Below are 17,323 nucleotides of genomic sequence, written 5' to 3' on the forward strand. Positions count from 1 at the left end.
CGCGAAGCAGCCTGAAGCAACGAGCACCAAGCAACAGCCCCCCGCCGTGACCGGCGGGGGGCTGTTCGGTCTCAACAGGCCTAGGGAGAGGAGGGGTCGGCCTGTCGAGGTCGTGGGCCCCTCAGTCGAGGTGCAGGTGCAAGGCGTTGGCGATGCGGGTGGCCGCGTCGGAGATCCGGATCTCCCGCTTGGGGAGCTCGCGTGGGAAGTCCGCGAAGTGGATGCTGGGCGCCGGGCGGGCGGCCGCCGCGGCGGCGCGGGCCAGATGCGACTCCAGCCGCAGTCGGCGACCGGCGGCCTCGCAGTCGGCGCGCATCTCCTGCGGGCTGGTGAGCTCCTCGTAAGGCGTCATGCGTCGACGCTATTGGCTACTCCCGCGTAGTCCCAGCGGTACCCGTGGGTAGTGTTCGGTGTCATGTCGACCTCCGGTTCGCTGCTCATCGCAGGCTCCATCGCCTCCGACCACCTGATGACGTTCGCCGGGAAGTTCGAGGACTCGCTGGTCGTGGAGCAGCTCCACAACATCTCGGTCTCGTTCCTCGTCGAGGACCTCGAGATCCGCCGCGGCGGCGTCGCGCCCAACATGTGCTTCGGTCTGGGACGCCTCGGTCTGCGCCCGGTGCTGGTCGGCGCGGCCGGCGAGGACTTCGGCGACTACCGCTCCTGGCTCGAGCGCCACAACGTCGACTGCCACTCGGTGCACATCTCGACGACCAAGCACACCGCCCGCTTCGTCTGCACCACCGACCAGACGATGGCGCAGTTCGCGTCGTTCTACCCCGGTGCGATGAGCGAGGCCCGCCAGATCGAGCTGCAGCCGATCGTGCAGCGCGTCGGCGAGCCGGCGTACGTGCTGATCGGCGCCGACGACCCCGACGCCATGCGCCGCCACACCCACGAGTGCCGTCAGCGCGCCTACCCGTTCATCTCCGACTGCTCCCAGCAGCTGGCCTTCTCCGACGGCGAGCTGATCCGCGACCTGATCGACGGCGCCGCGATCCTGTTCTCCAACGAGTACGAGTCGCACATGATCGAGCAGAAGACCGGCTGGTCCGCCGAGGAGGTGCTCTCCCGCGTCGGCACCCAGGTGACCACGCTCGGCGCCCAGGGCGTGCGGATCACCCGCGAGGGCGAGGACGCCATCGAGATCGCGGCGGCCAAGGGGGTCGTGGCCGTGGAGCCGACCGGCGTCGGCGACGCGTTCCGGGCCGGCTTCCTCGCCGGCCTCAGCTGGGAGCTGCCGCTGGAGCGCGCCGCCCAGGTCGGCTGCGTGCTGGCGGCGTACGTCGTGGAGACCGTGGGCACCCAGGAGTACACGTTCACGCACCAGCAGTTCGTCGACCGCGTCGAGGGCTCCTACGGCTCCGAGGCCGCGAAGGACGTCGCCGCCCACCTCTGAGGGCGGTCAGGACCGGCGGCGCACCAGGAACCGGGGCGCGCCGTCGTCGGCGGTGTCCTGCCCGACGTACTCCTGATCGCGCATCCGGCACCACGCCGGTACGTCGTAGCGTGCGGCGGGGTCATGGGCGACGACCGCGAGCAGCTCGCCCACCCCCACGTCGGCGAGGTGGCGGGCCAGCTCGATGATCGGCCGTGGGCAGGGTAGGTCGCGACAGTCCAGCTCGAGCGCCGGCGTCACGGGCGCACGTCCGCCCTGATTTCGGCCACCGCGTCGGGCAGCACCGCGAGCAGGCGCTCCACCTCGTCGGCGGAGGCGTCCCGGCCGAGCGAGAGCCGCACGTTGCCATGGGTGAGCGCCCCCATCGCTGCCAGGACGTGGCTGGGCTCCAGGGTCGACGCGGTGCAGGCGGAGCCGCTGGCCACGGCGAAGCCGCGGCGGTCCAGAGCGTGCACCAGCGCCTCCCCGTCGACGTAGAGGAACGAGAACGTCACCAGGTGGGGGAGCCGGCCCACCGGGTCGCCGACGACGTCGGTGTCGGGGATCGCGGCCACGGCCGCACGGACCCGGTCGACCAGTGCCGTCTGGCGGGCCGCGGTCTCCTCGCGCTCCGCGACGACGGCCTGGAGCGCCGCAGCCGCAGCCAGGGCGGCGGGCACGTTCTCGAACCCGCTCGCCCGCTCGTCCACGCGCTCGTCGCGGGGGAACGGACTGGTCCAGCGCACGCCCTTGCGGACCAGGAGCACCCCGACACCGGCCGGACCGCCCCACTTGTGCGCCGACGCCGCGGCTGCCGCCCATCCCGTGGGCAGGTCCAGGCGCCCGGCGCTAGCGCAGGCGTCCATGAACAGCGGCACCCCCTCGAGGCGCGCCGCCACCTCGGCCACCGGCTGCGTCGTGCCGACCTCGTGGTTTGCCGACTGCACGGCCACGACGGCGGCGCCGCTCGCGGCGGCGATGAGCTCGTCGGCCAGGACCCGCCCCTCGTGGTCCACGGGGGCGGCGAGGGTCTCCCCGGACGCCCACGCGGCCGCATGGAGCACCGCGGAGTGCTCGACCGCGCTGTGCACGATGCCGTCCGACACCCGCGACCGTGCTCGGTGCAGGCCGAGCAGCCCGCGGTGCACGGCCTCAGTCCCCGAGGCCGTGAAGGTCACCTCGTCCGGGCGGACCCCCAGGCTCTCGGCCACCACCGCGCGCGCGTTGTCGAGCAGCAGCCGCGCATTGCGACCCGGCCGGTGCAGGCGCCGCGGGTCGGCGTACCCCTGGTCCAGCGCCGCCAGGAACGTGTCGCGGGCCGCCGGGTGGAGGGGCTCGGCCGAGCCCGAGTCGAGATAGGCGGTCACAGCAGGAGGCTACCGGCGACCCGGTCGGTGACCGGAGGGGCGATTCGGATAGTGTTCTTCCTTGATGTGACCGTCTGAGAGGAAGGCTCGTTCGTGGGTCTGCAACTCCCCGAGCGTAGGGCAGGATCTGGCGTTCTTCGCCGCCGGATACCGCTCCTCGCCGTGCTTGGCCTCGGCCTGTTCGCCCTCTCCGGGTGTGGCTCCGACTCTGGTGAGTGGGAGCGTCTCGCGATGCCGGATCCCGCCACCGTCGAGGGCGAGTCCATCCTGTCCCTGTGGCAGGGCGCCTGGATCGCCGCGCTCATCACCGGCGTCGTCGTCTGGGGCCTGATCTTCTACTCGGCGCTGCACTTCCGCCGCCGCAGCGACGACGAGATCCCGATCCAGACCCGCTACAACCTGCCGCTGGAGATCTTCTACACGATCTTCCCGGTCATCATGGTGATCGTGTTCTTCTCGCACACCGTGCGGGTCCAGAACGAGGTGCTCGAGGACACGCCGCCCGACAACACGATCACCGTCGTGGGGCAGCAGTGGACCTGGACCTTCAACCACCCCTACGGCGAGGAGTACGTCGTCGAGGGGGGCGAGGGCAACGTCATCCCGGTCCTCTACCTGCCGGTCAACGAGACCACCCGCTTCAACCTGGTCACCCCCGACGTGATCCACGACTTCGGGGTGCCCGGCTTCCTGATGAAGATGGACGTCGTGCCCGGCCAGATGAACTCCTACCAGGTCACGCCGAAGCGCATCGGCGAGTACGCCGGCAAGTGCTACGAGCTCTGCGGCGTCTACCACTCCCGCATGCTGTTCACGGTCAAGGTCGTGTCCCGCGACGACTACGACGCCTACCTCCAGGAGCTCGAGGACGCCGGCGAGGTGTACGACGAGCCCATCCTGGGCGGCGCCTACGCCGACACCCAGGCGGGCCTCGACACCGACGACGAGCCCGAGGTCGGCCTGGATCCCGACGATTCCGAGGAGGGGTCCGAGTGACCACCACCGCCGCGAGATCTGCCGACGTCACCGTCGGCCGCAAGCCGCTCGGCCAGCAGCTGGTCCGGATCATGACCACGACCGATCACAAGCTGATCGGCAAGATGTACCTGATCACCTCGTTCGGCTGGTTCATGATCGGCGGCCTCATGGCCATGCTGATCCGCTCCGAGCTCGCGTTCCCGGACCAGCAGATCGTCAACGACGAGCTGTACAACCAGCTGTTCACGATGCACGGCACGATCATGCTGCTGCTGTTCGCCACGCCGCTGTTCTTCGGCTTCGCCAACGTGATCATGCCGATCCAGATCGGCTCGCCCGACGTGGCGTTCCCGCGCCTGAACATGTTCAGCTACTGGCTGTTCCTCTTCGGCGGCCTCATCGCCGCCTCGGGCTTCCTGACCCCGCAGGGGGCGGCCGACTTCGGCTGGTTCGCCTACACCCCGCTCTCGGACTCCGTGCGCTCACCCGGCGTCGGCGGCGACCTGTGGATCATGGGCCTGTGGATGGCCGGCCTGGGCACGATCCTCGGCGCGGTCAACTTCATCACCACGATCATCTGCATGCGCGCGCCCGGCATGACGATGTTCCGGATGCCGCTGTTCGTGTGGAACACGCTGATCACCAGCCTGCTGGTCCTGATCGCGTTCCCCGTGCTCGCCGGCGCGCTGCTCTCGCTCGAGGCCGACCGGATCCTGGGGGCCCACGTCTTCGACACCGCCCACGGCGGCGCCATCTTGTGGCAGCACCTGTTCTGGTTCTTCGGGCACCCGGAGGTCTACATCATCGCGCTGCCGTTCTTCGGCATCGTGACCGAGATCCTGCCCGTCTTCAGCCGCAAGCCGCTCTTCGGCTACGTCGGCCTGGTCGGCGCCACCCTCGCCATCGCCATCCTGTCCGTGGCGGTGTGGGCCCACCACATGTTCGTCACCGGCTCGGTCAACCTCGCGTTCTTCTCGGGGATGACCTTCTTGATCGCGGTGCCGACAGGAGTGAAGTTCTTCAACTGGATCGGCACGATGTGGGGCGGATCAGTCTCTTTCGACACCCCCATGCTCTGGTCGATCGGCTTCCTCACCACCTTCCTGTTCGGTGGCCTGACCGGCATCATCCTGGCGTCGCCGCCGCTGGACTTCCACGTGTCGGACTCCTACTTCGTGGTGGCGCACTTCCACTACGTGGTGTTCGGGACGGTGGTGTTCGCGATGTTCGCGGGCTTCTACTACTGGTGGCCCAAGATGACCGGGCGGATGCTGGACGAGCGGCTGGGCAAGATCCACTTCTGGCTGCTGTTCGTGGGCTTCCACATGACGTTCCTGGTCCAGCACTGGCTGGGCGTGGAGGGCATGCCGCGTCGCTACGCCGACTACCTGCCCGGTGACGGGTTCACCACGCTCAACCAGGTCTCCACGGTCGGCGCGTTCCTGCTGGGTGCCTCGACGCTGCCGTTCCTCTACAACGTCTACATCTCGCGGCGCTCGCCGCTGGTGGGCGTGGACGACCCCTGGGGCTGGGGCCGCTCGCTGGAGTGGGCCACGAGCAGCCCGCCGCCACGGCACAACTTCGTCTCCATCCCGCGCATCCGCTCGGAGTCGCCGGCCTTCGACCTGCACCACCCCGAGATCGCCGCGATCGAGCTCGACGAGAACCGCGCCGCTCGCGACGGTCGCTTCGCCGACGCCCCCGACATGGAGGGGCGCGAGGAGCTGATCGAGGAGCGCACTGACGACGACACCCCGAGGGACGACGCCTGATGAAGTCCGAGACCTGGATGTTCGCCATCTGCACCGTGTTCCTGGTGCTGGTGACGCCCGCCTACTGGTTCGTGACCGAGGGCTCCGACAAGGGCGGTGACTGGACGGGCACCTCCGCGCTCACCATGACCGCGCTGCTGACCCTGATGATCACGCTGTACCTCGGCTTCCACGCCAAGAAGATGGACCCGCGCCCCGAGGACCGCAAGGACGCGGAGATCGCCGACGGGGCCGGGGAGCTCGGGTTCTTCCCGCCCTACAGCTGGTGGCCGCTGTGGTGCGCCCTCACGCTCGGCGTGATGGTCGCCGCCATCGCCGCCACCGCGTGGTGGCTGATGATCATCGGAGCGGTGCTCGGGGCGATCGCGCTGACCGGGCTGGTGTTCGAGTACTACCGGGGCGAGCACGCTCACTGACTCACCCTCGTGGGCGAGGAGCACGGGTTTCTGGGGGGTCCCGGGTTACCCTGGATGAGTTGGCCGCGTCCGGTCGACCCATGTCCGGCACCGCCTCTCCGGGAGTTCCCTCATCATGCCCAGCCGCCGCCTGGTCGGCGCCTCCGCGCTGCTCCTCGCCAGCCTCGCCCTGACCGCCTGTGATGCGGGATCGGCGCTGAGCGACAGTTCCGACGACCCCTCGGGGCCGGCCCGGTCCGGTGCCGCCGGCACCGATCCCGACCAGCCCACCGGCCGGGTCGTCGCCAACGTCAAGCGCGGGGCCACGGTGCCCGTGGACAAGGTCGTGACGGTGCGGGCCACCGATGCGCGGCTCACCGAGGTCACGCTGTCGTCGGGCTCCGGCTCGGTGAGCGGCGCGCTCGCGGACGACGGGCGCACCTGGACCGCCTCGGACCGGTTGGAGCCGGGGGAGTCCTACACCGTCAAGGCGCTCGCCCAAGGGGCCGACGGCGCCCCCGTGCGCCGTACCACCTCGTTTGCGACGCAGGCGCTGACGCTCGATGACCAGACCTACCCCTCGGTCGCGCCGCTGGCCGGCGAGACCGTTGGCGTCGGGATGCCGGTCATCGTCTCCTTCGACGTGCCGGTGACCGACCGGGCCGAGTTCGAGCGCCACATGAAGGTGACCTCGGAGCCCGCCCAGCGTGGCTCCTGGCACTGGCTGTCGGGCAACGAGGCCCACTGGCGTCCGGCGAAGTACTGGCGGGCGGGCACCAAGGTCTCCGTCGACGTGGACGTCAACGGCGTCGCGGCCGGCAACGGCGTCTACGGCCAGGAGGACCGGGAGGTCGACTTCGAGGTGGGCGACGCCCACGTCTACAAGGTCGATGCGGCCGCCCACCACATGAAGGTCTTCGCCAACGGCAAGCTGCTGCGCACGCTGCCCATCACCACCGGCAAGCCGGGCTTCACCACCCGCTCCGGCACCAAGGTGATCATGGAGAAGTACGACCGCAAGCGGATGAACTCCGAGACCGTCGGGATCGCCGCCGGGAGCGCCGACGCCTACGACATCGACAACGTGCAGTGGGCCATGCGGGTCACCGCCTCCGGTGAGTTCATCCACGCCGCCCCCTGGTCCACCGGCTCCCAGGGCTACGCCAACGTCTCCCACGGCTGCACCGGCATGAGCACCGCCGACGCCGGCTGGCTCTACGAGATGTCTCGCCGCGGCGACGTCGTCGAGTACACCGGCACCGACCGCCCCATGACTCTCGACAACGGCTACGGCGACTGGAACGCCTCCTTCGCCGACTACGCCAAGGGCTCCGCCCTCCGCTGACCCGTCACCAACTGCACCGAATCCCCGCTGACCCGTCAGAAAGTTTCTGACGGGTCAGCGTTCTTCCACAGGCGGCCGGAGGCGATGCGTAGGGGAGCTGCGCGCGGGGGACACCCATCAGCATGCCTTTACCTCGCCACCTGGCCACGTTGCTGGAGGCCCGATCGCGGTTGCCGCACGGGCGTCCCTTCACCTCCGCGGAGGCTCGCGAGCACGGGCTCACGTGGCCGCAGCTGCGCGCGCTGGTGAGGGAGCGGCTGCTCGCCCACCCGCTGCGCGACGTCTATGCGATGCCGGATCTCACCGATGATCTGGAGCTGCGTCTCGCGATGCTGCGGCTGGTGGTGCCGCACGACTGTGTGGTGACCGACCGGACCGCGGCGTGGCTCTGGGGCGCGACGATGGCGTTGGCTCCCCACGATCATCTCCAGGTGCCGCAGGTCTCGGTGTTCGCACCGCCGGGGCGCCGGTTGCGCAACGGCCTGGTCGCCAGTGGTGAGCGGCGGCTGGCCCCCGCCGACGTCGTGACCATGGGCGGGATCCAGGTGACCACCCCGCTGCGCACGGCATGCGACCTCGGCAGGCTGCTGCACCGCGACCAGGCCTTCGCCGCGATGGACGCGCTGGCCGACCTGCGACGCTTCGACCTCGATGAGCTGCTGCTCGCGGTGGAGCGGTTCAAGGGCTACCGGGGCGTCGTACAGCTGCGCACGCTGGCGCCGCTGGTGCGGAGGGGCTCACAGTCGCCCACGGAGAGCATCCTGCGCCTGCGGTGGGAGGAGGAGGGGCTGCCGGAGCCTGAGTGCCAGGTCGAGGTCGAAGGTCCGGAGGGCTCGTACTTCCTCGACATCGCCAACCGCCATCATTGTCTCGCCGCGGAGTACGACGGCGCGGAGTTCCACGGCGAGGAGCAGCGCGCGTACGACCAGGACCGGCGCGGCTGGATGGCGACGCACGGGGCCTGGATCATCGTGGTCGTCCGCAAGGTGAACCTGTTCGGCCGCCACCAGGACGTGCACCTGCTGCTCCGGGGCGGACTCGAGCGGGCGCTGCGCCGGCCGGTCCTGCACTGACCCGTCACCAACTCACCGCAAATGACGCTGACCCGTCAGAAAGTTTCTGACGGGTCAGCGGTGGTTCTGTGCAGTGGGGGACGGGTCAGTGGTCGCCGCGGAGGTGCTCGCCGTCGACCGGGTGGACACCGTCGAACTGGTGTCCGTCGGCGGCGTGGCCCTCCAGGGAGGCCTGGAGCTCGTGCTCGTGCTCCGCGTGGTGCTCGGCCTCCTCGAGCTCGGTCTTGGTGACCGGCTGGATGTTGTCGGCGAACATCAGAGCCGACAGCTTGGCGCGCAGGCCGTCGAGACGCCCGCGCTTGGCGGGGATGCCGTTCTCGTCGGTCTCACTGCCGGGCGTCCAGACCTCGTCGGGCTCACGGGCCGTGAGCGTGTAGACCTCGGACTGGCTGATCGGCAGGTGCCGCTCGGAGTAGCCGCCCTCGGGGGAGCGCATGATGACGCCGGTCTCGTACCCGTGCAGCAGCCGCTCCTTGTCCTGACGCTGCAACGAGATGCACCAGCGCCGGGTGATGATGAACGCGATCACCGGCCCGATGAACACCGCAGCACGCATGAAGTACGTGATCTGGTTGATGCTCAGGTGCAGCTTGATGGCGATGATGTCGTTTCCGCCGGCAGCCCACATCAGGCCGTAGAACGTCATCAGCGCCACCATCGTGGCCGTGCGCGTCGGGGCGTCGCGGGGACGCTCGAGCAGGTGGTGATCACGCTTGTCCTTGGTGATCCACGACTCGATGAAGGGCAGCAGCAGCAGGATCGTGAACATCAGCCCCGGCAGGATGATGATCGGGATCAGCACGTTCCACGACAGCGTGACGCCCAGGAACGAGGACTCCCAGCCCGGCATGATCCGCAGCGCGCCGTCGGGCCAGCCCATGTACCAGTCGGGCTGGGATCCGGCGGTCACCTTGGTCGGGTCGTAGGGCCCGTACTTCCACACCGGGTTGATCGTCAGCAGCCCGCCCATGATCGCGGTCATGCCGAAGACGATGAAGAAGAAGCCGCCGGCCTTGGCCGCGTAGACGGGGAGCATCGGGAAGCCCACGACGTTCTGCTCGGTCCGTCCGGGACCTGGCCACTGCGTGTGCTTGTGGTAGACGAGCAGCAGCATGTGGGCCGCGATCAGGGCCAGCAGCAGGCCGGGGATCAGCAGCACGTGGACGATGTAGAGACGCGGGATGATCGCCTCGCCCGGGAACTCCCCGCCGAAGAGGAAGAACGACATGTAGGTGCCCACGACCGGCATCGACTTCATGAAGCCGTCAGCCGCGCGGATGCCGGTGCCGGAGAGCAGGTCGTCGGGCAGCGAGTAGCCGGTGAAGCCCTCGAGCGTGCCGAGCAGCAGCAGCAGGCTGCCGATGACCCAGTTGAGCTCGCGCGGCTTGCGGAATGCGCCCGTGAAGTACACGCGCATCATGTGGATCATCATCGAGGCGATGAACAGCATCGCGGCCCAGTGGTGCATCTGCCGCATGAGCAGGCCGCCACGGACGTCGAAGGACAGGTGCAGGGTCGAGGCGAGCGCCTCGGACATGTTCACACCGCGCAGCAGGTCGTAGGAGCCCTGGTACTCGACCTCGGCCATGCTCGGGGTGTACCAGAGCGTCAGGAAGATGCCGGTGAGGAGCAGCACCACGAAGCTCCACAGCGCGATCTCGCCGAGCATGAAGGACCAGTGGTCCGGGAAGACCTTGCGCAGGTTCTTCTTCATGGCCGTGGCGAGGCCGAGGCGCTCGTCGGCCCAGTTGGCGACGGCGCCGGCCTTGCCGGGCTTCTTGGGCGTGGCCGCGGTGGTGGTGTTGCTGTCGGCGACCTTGCTCGTGTCGACGCTCATGAGTCACGCTCCCAGAAGCTCGGGCCCACAGGCTCGGTGAAGTCGCTCTGCGCGACGAGGAAGCCCTCCTCGTCGACCATGAGCGGCAGCTGGGGCAGAGCCCGCGCCGCGGGGCCGAACACGACCTTGCCGGAGTCGGCCAGGTCGAAGGTGGACTGGTGGCACGGGCACAGGAGGTGATGGGTCTTGCGCTCGTTGAGGGAGATCGGGCACCCGACGTGGGTGCAGATCTTGGAGTAGCAGACGATCCCGTCGACCGACCAGTTCTCCCGGCCCTTGCCGGGGGTGATGTCGGAGGGGTCCATGCGGAGCAGGATCACCGCCGCCTTGGACTTGGCGATCTGGAGGTCGGCGCCGTGCAGGACGTGCTCGCCGTCCTCGTCGACCGCGAAGACGATCTCCGGCTCCGCGTTGACCAGGTCGCCGATCTCGAGGTCGGCCACGTTGATCGGGGTGCCGACGACGTCGCGAACGACGCGCATGCCCTTCTTCCAGACCGTGTGGTAGAGCGCATCCCCCGGCAGCGGACCGAGATCGCGCAGCATGACGATGGCGGGGAGCCCGAGCAGGCCGACCGCTCCGAGGAGCGAGTTGCGCACCAGCGGACGGCGCGCGATGCCGGACTCCTCGAGCCCGAGCTGCAGTGCCTCCACGGTCGCCTCCCGGTCCTCGTCGGAGGAGCGGGCGGGGTGACGCATCTCGACGAGCTCTTGGTCGCTCATCAGCTTGCGAGCCCACTGGATGATGCCGATGCCGATGAAGAGCAGGGCGAGGCCCAGCGTCGAGCCCAGCGCGAGGGTCGAGGCGGCGAAGCCGCCGACGGTCGTGTGGTTGTCACCGATGTCGAAGGCGAAGTAGGCGACCAGGAAGAGGATGACGCACACGGCGGACAGGCCGAAGAGGGAGGCGACCTGGCGCTCGGCGCGCTTGGCCAGCCGCTCGTCGACGTCGGTGGGGCGCCAGGTGTGGTGGGGCAGGCCCGGGTCGGGCACCGCCGGCACGTGGCCGGTGTGCTCTGCCCCGGTCACGCCATGGTCGTGGTCGATGCTCACGCGTCCGCTCCCTTCGAGGGCTGCTTGGTGGAGCGGGTGGTGTGGGCAGCGATCCAGATGGCGAAGCCGACCAGGCCGCCGATGCCGAGGAGCCAGGCGAACACGCCCTCGCTCACGGGGCCGAGGCCGCCGAGACTGAAGCCGCCGTACTCGGGCTGCTCGCGCAGCTCCTCGATGTAGGCGATGACGTCACGCTTCTCCTCGGGGGAGAGGTTGCCGTCGGAGAAGACGTCCATGTTGCCGGGGCCGGTGAGCATGGCCTCGTAGATGTGCTCGGGGGAGGTGCCCATGATGCTGGGCGCCGCGCCGCCGCGGGGCATGGCTCCGCCGTTGCCGTTGAAGTTGTGGCAGGCGGTGCAGTTGGTGAGGAAGATCTGGCTGCCGCGCGAGATCGCCTCCTGCTGCTCCTCGGGGCTGAGGTTGTCGATGCTGTATTCCTCAGGGTCCGGGATGGCCGGCCCGGGGCCGAGCGAGCCGACGTAGGCCGACAGCGCCTCGATCTCCTGCTGGTTGAAGACCGGCGGCTTGGTGGCGGTCTGCGCACCCGGCTGGGTGAGCGGCATCCGGCCGGTCTCGAGCTGGAAGTCGGCCGATGCGGCGCCGACACCGATCAGCGGCGGGCCGTACTGGGTGCCGCCCTCGGTGAGGACGCCCTCGCCGTTCTTGCCGTGACAGAAGGCACAGCTGACCAGGAACAGCTCGCGCCCCTCGGCGATGAGCTCTTCCTCGGATTCTGCGGACCCTGCCTGGGCAGGGGCGAAGGCGGCGTACATGCTTCCGGTCAGCACGAGGCCGAGCATGAGCATGACGATGCCGGCCAGTCGGCCGCGGCGATGCCGCGACAGGCGTCCGGCGGTTCGGTTCAGGAGGCGCACGATAAGTCCTTGCGAGGTCACTGGATGAGGTAGATCGTGGCGAACAGCCCGATCCACACGACGTCGACGAAGTGCCAGTAGTACGAGACGACGATCGCGCTGACCGCCTGCTCATGGGTGAACTTGCGCGCGATGTAGGTGCGCCCGAGGACGAACAGGAACGCGATCAGCCCGCCCGTCACGTGGATCCCGTGGAACCCGGTGGTCAGGTAGAACATCGTGCCGTAGGCCGAGTCCGGGATGGTGATGCCCTCCTGGATCAGCGTGGCGTACTCGACGGCCTGACCGGCGATGAAGATCGCGCCCATGATGTAGGTGAGGATGAACCACTCGCGCAGCCCCCAGCCCTTGATGGCGAGGAGGGAGCCGGAGCGGCCCACCTGGCCCCGCTCGGCGGCGAAGACGCCGAGCTGGCAGGTGAGCGACGACAGCACCAGGATCGTGGTGTTGATGGCCGCGAACGGCACGTCGAGCACCGCGGTGTTCTGGGCCCACAGGTCGGTGCTCACCGCCCGGATCGTGAAGTACGACGCGAACAGGGCGGCGAAGAACATCAGCTCGCTCGCGAGCCAGATGATGGTCCCCACCGCGACCATGCTCGGGCGGTCGTGATGCCCGTGTAGCCGGGATGCCGGAATTGGTGCTGTCGCAGTCGTCGCCACGAGAATCATTATGTCGGTCGCTGCGCCCCGAGGGCGACCCGGCCCCCTCCCCAAGGGGGTCATAAAGTTCTGAACGTGCCCGCACCACCGCTCCTCACCGCCCTGACGGCCGCCGAGAGCCTGCCCCAGCCCTCGTTCGCCTCGTTCTTCACCGAATGGTCCCTCGCTCCGCTGCCGCTCGTGCTCACGGTCTGGGGGGTCGGCCTCTACGCGCTCGGGGTGCGGGAGCTGCGCCGCCGAGGCGACCGCTGGCCCGTGGGCCGCACGATCGCGTTCGGCGTGGGGATGGGGTGCTTCTACGTCGCGACGTCGTCCGGCCTGGCGGCCTACGACACGACTTTGCTGAGCCTGCACATGGTCCAGCACATGGTGCTGTCGATGCTGGTGCCCCTGGCGTTGGCGATGTCGGCACCCGTCACCCTCGCGCTGCGGACCCTGCCGGGCACTCCCCGCCGCTGGCTGCTGGCGGTCCTCCACTCACGGGTGGCGGCGGTGCTCTCGTTCGCCCCGCTGGCCTTCGCCCTGTACGTCGTCTCGCCGTGGGCGCTGTACTTCTCCGGGTGGTACGAGGCGTCGCTGCACTCGGTCTACGTCCACGAGATGATGCACGTGCACCTGGTCCTGGTCGGGTCGCTGTTCTTCTGGCCGCTCGTGGGCGTCGACCCGCTGCCCGGACGGGTGGGCTACCCCTTCCGGGTGCTGCTGACCATGCTCACGCTGCCCTTCCACGCCTTCCTCGGCGTCACGATCATGGGCCAGGAGACGCTCCTGGGCGGCGACTGGTACCCCTCGCTGGCCGACGGTCCGATGGGCTCGTGGCTCCCCGACCCGTACGACGACCAGCACCTCGCGGGCGGCATCCTCTGGGGCGCCGGCGACCTGGTGGGGCTCTCCTTCTTCGCCGTCCTCTTCGCGCAGTGGGTGCGCTCGTCGTTCCAGGAGGCGCGCCGCGAGGACCGGCGACTCGACCTCCAGGAGGCGCGTGAGCGCGCCGTCGCGCCTGGGGCGACCGGGTCCGAGGCCGAGCGGTAGCATGCCGCTCGTGAGCGACTCGACGAACCGCAAGCTCAAGGTCCTGGTCTACAGCGACGACGTGACCACCCGCCAGCAGGTGATCCTCGCGCTGGGGCGCCGACCCCACCCCGACCTGCCCGAGCTGACCTACGTCGAGGTGGCGACCGAGCCGGTCGTCATCCAGAACATGGACGCGGGCGACATCGACCTGGTCATCCTCGACGGCGAGGCCGTGCCGGCCGGTGGCCTGGGCATCGCCAAGCAGCTCAAGGACGAGATCTACCAGTGCCCGCCGGTGCTGGTGCTCATCGGCCGCCCGCAGGACGCCTGGCTCGCGACCTGGTCGCGCGCGGAGGCCGTGGTGGCCCACCCGATCGACCCGCTCCAGCTCGCGGAGTCCGTGGTCGCGCTGCTGCGGGCTCGGGTCCCCGCGCAGGCGTGACCTGGCCCGACGTCCTCGGCGCCCTCGTTGCGGGCTCCGACCTGACGGCGGAGCAGGCCACCTGGGCGATGGGGGAGATCCTCTCCGGGGAGGCGACGCCGGCCCAGATCGCCGGCTTCGCCGTCGCCCTGCGGGCCAAGGGCGAGACCATCGACGAGGTCACCGGCCTGGTCGAGGCGATGTACGAGCGGCGTACCCGGATCTCGGTGCCCGGGCGCCTGCTGGACGTGGTCGGCACCGGCGGTGACCGCTCGATGTCGGTCAACATCTCGACCATGGCGGCGATCGTGGCCGCCGGGGCCGGCGCGAAGGTCGTCAAGCACGGCAACAGGTCCGCCTCCTCGCAGTCCGGCAGCGCCGACGTGCTGGAGGTGCTCGGGATCCGTCTGGACCTGCCGCCGGAGCGGGTCGCGCAGGTCGCGGAGGACGCCGGCATCACGTTCTGCTTCGCCGCGGCCTTCAACCCGGCCATGCGCCACACCGCGGTGCCGCGCCGCGAGCTCGGCATCGGCACCACCTTCAACTTCCTCGGCCCCCTGGCCAACCCCGCCCGCCCGGCCGCTCAGGCGATCGGCTGCGCCGACTCGCGGATGGCGCCGGTGATGGCCGGCGTCTTCGCCCGCCGCGGCGCGGACGCCTGGGTGTTCCGCGGCGACGACGGGCTGGACGAGCTGACCACGACGACGACCTCCTCGGTGTGGCACGTGCACGCCGGCGAGGTGCGGGCCACGACCGTCGACCCCGCCGCGCTGGGCCTCGCCCCGGCCACCGCGGCGGATCTGCGCGGCGGCGACGCCGCCCACAACGCCGAGGTCGTACGGCGCACGCTCACGGCCGAGCACGGGCCGGTGCGCGACGCCGTCGTGCTCAACGCGGGTGCGGCGCTGGCCGTCTACGACCAGCCGGCCGCCTCGGTCGCGGAGGCGCTGCCCGCGGGCATCGCCCGCGCCGAGCAGGCGATCGACTCGGGGGCCGCGCAGGCCGCGCTCGAGCGCTGGATCGCCGCCACCGCTGACTGACTCGGGCTAGTCCAGGCCCAGGGAGAACGCGGACTCCAGGTCGTGGCGCGAGTAGGACCGGAACGCGATGTGGGTCTCGGTCTCGGTGACGCCGGGCACCTTGTTGAGACGGTCGGCGATGACGGCGGCCACGTCGTCGTGGTGGCGTACGCGCACCAGGGCGATCAGGTCGATCTGGCCGGTCACCGAGTAGACCTCGCTGATCCCGTCGAGTGCGGCGATGGCCTCGGCCACCTCGGGGATCCGGGCGACGTCGGCCTTGACGAAGACGATGGCGGTGATCATGGTCGGACTCTAACGCTGCTCGAGGTGATGGCCGGAGTCCTGGCGGGCGAGCAGCGGCCCGTCGAGATGGCGGCCGGCGCCGCGCACGGGGCAGGTCCACTCGCCGTCGACGTCGACGAGGCGCACGGTCGGCGACTCCAGCCAGCGCAGCAGCCGCTCGGTCTCCTCCGCAGTGGCGGCCGGCACCGGGCCGGGAGCGGGGGTGACGGTCTCGGCGGAGGCCCGCAGGGCCTCGACGTAGGCGACCGCGTCGGTGCCGGGTGGGATCACCCCGGCGGCCGCGAGCCGGCCGTAGCGCACGACGTGGACGGCCCAGCGGCCGTCGTCCTCCCGGCGGGCGGCCACCACCTCGGCGCAGCGGGTCAGCGAGGTGAGGCGCTGGGTGCGCGCGGCGGCGCGGACGAACGACGCCAGCCGGTCGCGGTGGACGCCGGCCTCCTCGAAGCGCTGGTCGGTGGCGAGCGTGGCCATGCGCTCGTTGACCAGGTCGACCACCTCGTCGGGGCGGCGCAGCAGCGTCTCCTGCAGCTGTCGTACGACGGCGGCGTAGGTGTGGTGGTCGACGCTGCCGTCGCAGGGCGACAGGCACCGCCCCAGCTCCGCGAGCACGCAGGCCGAGCGCGAGGGGGTGCGGCCGAACCGGTCGGAGCACTGGCGCACCGGGAAGGTGTCGTGGAGGGCGGCGAGGCACTTCTCGGCGAGCTTGCGGCTGCCGAAGGGGCCGAGGTAGTCGGCGTCGTCGTCGAGCACCCGCTTGACCAGTGACAGCCGCGGCCAGGGCTCGCGGGTGAGCTTGACGAACGTGACCTTCTCGGGGAAGCGGGAGCGCCTGTTGTAGCTCGGCTTGTGCTCGGCGATCAGGCGCAGCTCGCGCACCTCCGCCTCCAGCGGGGTGGCGCACTCGATCGCCTGGACCGTGGCGGCCAGCCGCACCATCTCGCCCATGCGCGAGCGGGTCTCCGAGGCGGTGAAGTAGGAGCGCACGCGCGTGCGCACGTCGCGGGAGGTGCCGATGTAGAGGACCCGGGCGTGCTCGTCCTTGAAGAGGTAGACGCCGGGGGAGTGCGGCAGCCCGTCGGCGAGGTGACGCTTGCGTCGCTGCGCCGCGGAGACCCGCGAGGAGAAGGTCTGCAGCTCCTCCAGCGTGTGGACGCCGAGCGCGCCGATGCGCTCCATGAGGCCGTGCAGCACGTCGACGGTCGCCCGCGCGTCGGACAGTGCGCGGTGGTTGGGGGTGGTGCCGCTGTGGAAGACCCGGGCCAACGAGGACAGCTTGCAGTTGGGCGCGTCGTCGCGGGTGATCACCCGGCGCGCCAGCTTGGCGGTGTCGACCACCTCGAACGCCGGCCAGGGGCGCCCCTGGCGCTCGGCGAAGTGGCGCAGGAAGCCGACGTCGAACGGCGCGTTGTGGGCCACCAGGACCGTGCCGGCCGCGAACTCCAGGAACGCCGGCAGCGCCGACTCGATGGCCGGGGCGTCGGCCACCATCGAGTTGCTGATGCCGGTGAGCACGGCGATGAACGCCGGGATCTGGCTCTGGGGGTTGACCAGCGTCTGGAACTCCCCGAGCACCTCGCCGCCGCACACCTTGACCGCGCCGATCTCGGTGATCATGGATCCCGCGGTGGGGGAGCCGCCGGTGGTCTCGAGGTCGACCACGCAGAACGTGACGTCGCGCAGCGACCGGCCGAGCTCGTCGAAGCTGCGCTGTGACTCCCAGCGGCCGCCGGCCGGGGAGGTGACCAGAGGTGCGGGAGGGGCGGCCGGGCTCATGCCCCGACCGTAGGGCGGGCCGCCGACAATCCCCGGACGGCGCGCCCCGGCGCCCG

The 17,323-nt window shown here is 70.2% G+C and carries 18 protein-coding genes; 9 read left to right on the forward strand and 9 right to left on the reverse strand.

From position 1 onward, the window contains the following. Positions 1-121: 121 nt before the first annotated feature. The gene (locus tag LQ940_RS07800; RefSeq protein ID WP_231242432.1) at positions 122-352 is read right to left on the reverse strand and encodes a hypothetical protein; all 231 of its coding nucleotides are present in this window, start codon (positions 350-352) and stop codon (positions 122-124) included. 63 nt (positions 353-415) lie between these two features. Between LQ940_RS07800 and LQ940_RS07805 the strand changes: the two genes are divergently transcribed. Then, positions 416-1,399 carry a carbohydrate kinase family protein gene (locus LQ940_RS07805; protein WP_231242433.1) on the forward strand — a complete coding sequence of 328 codons (984 nt, stop codon included), beginning with the start codon at positions 416-418 and terminating at the stop codon, positions 1,397-1,399. A 6-nt stretch (positions 1,400-1,405) separates the two neighbouring features. Here LQ940_RS07805 and LQ940_RS07810 read toward each other — a convergent pair whose 3' ends face one another. Both LQ940_RS07810 and LQ940_RS07815 read right to left on the reverse strand, forming a co-directional pair. Further along, positions 1,406-1,639 (reverse strand): sulfurtransferase TusA family protein, encoded by a 234-nt coding sequence (locus LQ940_RS07810; protein ID WP_231242434.1) that lies wholly within the window; start codon positions 1,637-1,639, stop codon positions 1,406-1,408. Further along, positions 1,636-2,745, reverse strand: coding sequence for a cysteine desulfurase family protein (locus LQ940_RS07815; protein ID WP_231242435.1), 1,110 nt, complete (start codon positions 2,743-2,745; stop codon positions 1,636-1,638). The genes LQ940_RS07810 and LQ940_RS07815 overlap by 4 nt, the downstream gene beginning before the upstream one ends. Before the next feature lie 162 nt (positions 2,746-2,907). Between LQ940_RS07815 and ctaC the strand changes: the two genes are divergently transcribed. From ctaC to LQ940_RS07840, 5 genes are all read left to right on the forward strand, one after another. Then, entirely contained in the window at positions 2,908-3,741 is an 834-nt protein-coding gene (gene ctaC, locus LQ940_RS07820; protein WP_269217237.1) for an aa3-type cytochrome oxidase subunit II, read from the forward strand. Further along, positions 3,738-5,495 carry an aa3-type cytochrome oxidase subunit I gene (ctaD, locus tag LQ940_RS07825; RefSeq protein ID WP_374229515.1) on the forward strand — a complete coding sequence of 586 codons (1,758 nt, stop codon included), beginning with the start codon at positions 3,738-3,740 and terminating at the stop codon, positions 5,493-5,495. Before ctaC ends, ctaD begins: the two co-directional genes overlap by 4 nt. Further along, the gene (locus LQ940_RS07830; protein ID WP_231242437.1) at positions 5,495-5,911 is read left to right on the forward strand and encodes a cytochrome c oxidase subunit 4; all 417 of its coding nucleotides are present in this window, start codon (positions 5,495-5,497) and stop codon (positions 5,909-5,911) included. The genes ctaD and LQ940_RS07830 overlap by 1 nt, the downstream gene beginning before the upstream one ends. A 115-nt stretch (positions 5,912-6,026) precedes the next feature. Next, complete coding sequence (locus LQ940_RS07835) at positions 6,027-7,235, forward strand: L,D-transpeptidase (protein ID WP_231242438.1); 1,209 nt, start codon at positions 6,027-6,029, stop codon at positions 7,233-7,235. A gap of 122 nt (positions 7,236-7,357) precedes the next feature. Continuing rightward, positions 7,358-8,308, forward strand: a complete 951-nt coding sequence (locus tag LQ940_RS07840) for a hypothetical protein (protein WP_231242439.1) — start codon at positions 7,358-7,360, stop codon at positions 8,306-8,308. Between the two features lie 85 nt (positions 8,309-8,393). Here the strand turns inward: LQ940_RS07840 and qcrB are convergent, their stop codons facing one another. Genes qcrB through ctaE form a run of 4 tightly spaced genes read right to left on the reverse strand, consistent with a single transcriptional unit; the run spans position 8,394 to position 12,743 of the window. Continuing rightward, positions 8,394-10,145 carry a cytochrome bc1 complex cytochrome b subunit gene (gene qcrB / locus LQ940_RS07845; protein WP_231242440.1) on the reverse strand — a complete coding sequence of 584 codons (1,752 nt, stop codon included), beginning with the start codon at positions 10,143-10,145 and terminating at the stop codon, positions 8,394-8,396. Further along, positions 10,142-11,197: a cytochrome bc1 complex Rieske iron-sulfur subunit gene (gene qcrA / locus LQ940_RS07850; protein ID WP_374229516.1), complete on the reverse strand. Its 1,056-nt coding sequence runs from the start codon at positions 11,195-11,197 to the stop codon at positions 10,142-10,144. Before qcrA ends, qcrB begins: the two co-directional genes overlap by 4 nt. Further along, positions 11,194-12,072 carry a cytochrome bc1 complex diheme cytochrome c subunit gene (qcrC, locus tag LQ940_RS07855; protein WP_231242441.1) on the reverse strand — a complete coding sequence of 293 codons (879 nt, stop codon included), beginning with the start codon at positions 12,070-12,072 and terminating at the stop codon, positions 11,194-11,196. The genes qcrA and qcrC overlap by 4 nt, the downstream gene beginning before the upstream one ends. A gap of 17 nt (positions 12,073-12,089) precedes the next feature. Then, entirely contained in the window at positions 12,090-12,743 is a 654-nt protein-coding gene (gene ctaE / locus LQ940_RS07860; protein ID WP_269214576.1) for an aa3-type cytochrome oxidase subunit III, read from the reverse strand. Between the two features lie 66 nt (positions 12,744-12,809). On the opposite strand from ctaE, the gene LQ940_RS07865 reads away from it, so the two are divergent. From LQ940_RS07865 to trpD, 3 genes are read left to right on the forward strand one after another with little or no spacing between them, the layout of a single operon-like run. Further along, the gene (locus LQ940_RS07865) at positions 12,810-13,766 is read left to right on the forward strand and encodes a cytochrome c oxidase assembly protein (protein WP_231242443.1); all 957 of its coding nucleotides are present in this window, start codon (positions 12,810-12,812) and stop codon (positions 13,764-13,766) included. A 1-nt stretch (position 13,767) separates the two neighbouring features. Next, on the forward strand, positions 13,768-14,190 hold the full coding sequence (locus LQ940_RS07870; RefSeq protein ID WP_374229517.1) for an Rv3143 family two-component system response regulator: 423 nt from the start codon (positions 13,768-13,770) through the stop codon (positions 14,188-14,190). Next, positions 14,187-15,209: an anthranilate phosphoribosyltransferase gene (gene trpD, locus LQ940_RS07875; protein ID WP_231242445.1), complete on the forward strand. Its 1,023-nt coding sequence runs from the start codon at positions 14,187-14,189 to the stop codon at positions 15,207-15,209. The genes LQ940_RS07870 and trpD overlap by 4 nt, the downstream gene beginning before the upstream one ends. Positions 15,210-15,215: 6 nt before the next feature. Here the strand turns inward: trpD and LQ940_RS07880 are convergent, their stop codons facing one another. Together LQ940_RS07880 and LQ940_RS07885 are read right to left on the reverse strand one after the other, a co-directional pair. After that, positions 15,216-15,494, reverse strand: a complete 279-nt coding sequence (locus LQ940_RS07880) for an Lrp/AsnC family transcriptional regulator (protein WP_231242446.1) — start codon at positions 15,492-15,494, stop codon at positions 15,216-15,218. A gap of 9 nt (positions 15,495-15,503) precedes the next feature. Then, on the reverse strand, positions 15,504-17,267 hold the full coding sequence (locus tag LQ940_RS07885; protein WP_231242447.1) for a DEDD exonuclease domain-containing protein: 1,764 nt from the start codon (positions 17,265-17,267) through the stop codon (positions 15,504-15,506). Between the last annotated feature and the right edge of the window lie 56 nt (positions 17,268-17,323).

It is taken from the genome of Nocardioides sp. cx-173 (genome assembly GCF_021117365.1).
In the GTDB taxonomy this organism is placed as follows: Bacteria; Actinomycetota; Actinomycetes; order Propionibacteriales; family Nocardioidaceae; genus Nocardioides.